Origin of the sequence: Exiguobacterium sp. s89 (assembly GCF_018617735.1) — a bacterium.
In the GTDB taxonomy this organism is placed as follows: domain Bacteria; phylum Bacillota; class Bacilli; order Exiguobacteriales; family Exiguobacteriaceae; genus Exiguobacterium; species Exiguobacterium marinum.
In genome coordinates this window covers 1-3004 of sequence record NZ_JACSKS010000011.1, presented here as the reverse complement: position 1 = coordinate 3004, position 3004 = coordinate 1, and the positions used below count along the sequence as shown (strand labels likewise).

Annotated in this window: 1 rRNA gene; it reads left to right on the top strand. The window is 54.9% G+C overall.

Annotated features, from left to right (window positions below):
• Nucleotides 1-86 precede the first annotated feature (86 nt).
• A 23S ribosomal RNA gene (locus tag KNO96_RS14160) occupies nt 87-2999 on the top strand.
• Nucleotides 3000-3004 lie beyond the last annotated feature (5 nt).

The window sequence follows — 3004 nt, the reverse complement described above, 5'->3', positions numbered from 1 at the left end:
TTGTTCCTTGAAAACTGAAGATTCATCAAGACATCAAAAACCAATTTCACATATGGTCCGTAATGGACCGTGTGTCTTAGACGCTAGATCAAGGTAGAAAGGGCGTACGGTGGATGCCTTGGCACTAGGAGCCGATGAAGGACGCGACGAACAGCGAAATGCTCTGGGGAGTGGTAAGTACACATCGATCCAGAGATATCCGAATGGGGGAACCCACCGCCGGGAGACTGGCGGGACACCCACGTGAATACATAGCGTGGCGTGAGGCAAACCCGGGGAACTGAAACATCTAAGTACCCGGAGGAAGAGAAAGAAAATTCGATTCCCTGAGTAGCGGCGAGCGAAACGGGAACAGCCCAAACCAGGAAGCATGCTTCCTGGGGTTGTAGGACACTCTACACGGAGTTACAAAGGGATAGGGTAGGTGAACGACCTGGAAAGGTCGGCCAGAGAAGGTGACGGCCCTGTAGCCGAAACCCCATCCCCTCCAGAGTGGATCCTGAGTACGGCGGGACACGTGAAACCCCGTCGGAATCCGGGAGGACCATCTCCCAAGGCTAAATACTTCCTAGTGACCGATAGTGAACCAGTACCGTGAGGGAAAGGTGAAAAGCACCCCGGAAGGGGAGTGAAACAGATCCTGAAACCGTATGCCTACAAGTAGTCAGAGCCCGTTAACGGGTGATGGCGTGCCTTTTGTAGAATGAACCGGCGAGTTACGATGGCGGGCGAGGTTAAGCCGATGAGGCGGAGCCGCAGCGAAAGCGAGTCTGAACAGGGCGCATCAGTCCGTCGTCGTAGACCCGAAACCAGGTGATCTACCCATGTCCAGGATGAAGGTCAGGTAACACTGACTGGAGGTCCGAACCCACGCACGTTGAAAAGTGCGGGGATGAGGTGTGGGTAGCGGTGAAATGCCAATCGAACCTGGAGATAGCTGGTTCTCTCCGAAATAGCTTTAGGGCTAGCCTCGAGGTGAAGAGTTCTGGAGGTAGAGCACTGATTGGACTAGGGGCCCCCACAGGGTTACCGAATTCAGTCAAACTCCGAATGCCAGCAACTTGTACTCGGGAGTCAGACTGCGAGTGATAAGATCCGTAGTCGAGAGGGAAACAGCCCAGACCATCAGCTAAGGTCCCCAAGTGTATGTTAAGTGGAAAAGGATGTGGCGCTGCACAGACAACTAGGATGTTGGCTTAGAAGCAGCCACCATTCAAAGAGTGCGTAATAGCTCACTAGTCGAGTGGCGCCGCGCCGAAAATGTAACGGGGCTAAACATACCACCGAAGCTATGGATCCCGTAAGGGATGGTAGGAGAGCGTTCCAAGCAGCAGTGAAGCGGTACCGTGAGGAGCCGTGGAGCGCTTGGAAGTGAGAATGCCGGTGTGAGTAGCGAAAAGAGGGGTGAGAATCCCCTCCGTCGAAAGCCCAAGGTTTCCTGAGGAAGGCTCGTCCGCTCAGGGTTAGTCTGGACCTAAGCCGAGGCCGAAAGGCGTAGGCGATGGACAACAGGTTGATATTCCTGTACCGCCGTACCACCGTTCGAACGATGGGGGGACGCAGAAGGATAAGGTGACCGTGCGACTGGAAGTGCACGGACAAGCAGCAAGGCCGTCGGGTTGGCAAATCCGCCCGACACCAAGGTTGAGCTGTGACGTGGAGCCCGTAGGGCGAAGCACCGGATTTCACGCTGCCAAGAAAAGCCTCTAGTGAGGAGGTCGGCGCCAGTACCGCAAACCGACACAGGTAGGCGAGATGAGAATTCTAAGACGCGCGGGATAACTCTCGTTAAGGAACTCGGCAAAATGGTCCCGTAACTTCGGGAGAAGGGACGCTTATGGCAACATAAGCCGCAGTGAATAGGCCCAAACGACTGTTTAGCAAAAACACAGGTCTCTGCTAAATCGCAAGATGAAGTATAGGGGCTGACGCCTGCCCGGTGCTGGAAGGTTAAGGGGATGTGTCATCGCAAGAGAAGCACTGAACCGAAGCCCCAGTAAACGGCGGCCGTAACTATAACGGTCCTAAGGTAGCGAAATTCCTTGTCGGGTAAGTTCCGACCCGCACGAAAGGCGTAACGATTTGGGCACTGTCTCAACGAGAGACCCGGTGAAATCATAGTACCTGTGAAGATGCAGGTTACCCGCGACAGGACGGAAAGACCCCATGGAGCTTTACTACAGCCTGATATTGAGGCTTTGTACGCGATGTACAGGATAGGTGGGAGTCTGTGAAGCCGGAGCGCCAGCTTCGGTGGAGACACCCTTGGGATACCACCCTTTGCGTATAGAGTCTCTAACTCGCAGCCGTGATCCGGCTGGAGGACCGTGTCAGGCGGGTAGTTTGACTGGGGCGGTCGCCTCCTAAACAGTAACGGAGGCGCCCAAAGGTTCCCTCAGAATGGTTGGAAATCATTCGAAGAGTGCAAAGGCAGAAGGGAGCTTGACTGCGAGACCTACAAGTCGAGCAGGGACGAAAGTCGGGCTTAGTGATCCGGTGGTTCCGCATGGAAGGGCCATCGCTCAACGGATAAAAGCTACCCTGGGGATAACAGGCTGATCTCCCCCAAGAGTCCACATCGACGGGGAGGTTTGGCACCTCGATGTCGGCTCATCGCATCCTGGGGCTGGAGTAGGTCCCAAGGGTTGGGCTGTTCGCCCATTAAAGCGGTACGCGAGCTGGGTTCAGAACGTCGTGAGACAGTTCGGTCCCTATCCGTCGTGGGCGCAGGAAATTTGAGGAGAGCTGTCCTTAGTACGAGAGGACCGGGATGGACGCACCGCTGGTGTACCAGTTGTTCCGCCAGGAGCATCGCTGGGTAGCTACGTGCGGACGGGATAAGTGCTGAAAGCATCTAAGCATGAAGCCCCCTCCGAGATGAGATTTCCCTTTGAGCAATCAAGAAAGACCCCTCAGAGACGATGAGGTAGATAGGTCATGGGTGGAAGCGTGGTGACACGTGGAGCTGAATGATACTAATCGGTCGAGGCTTTGATCTAGTCTA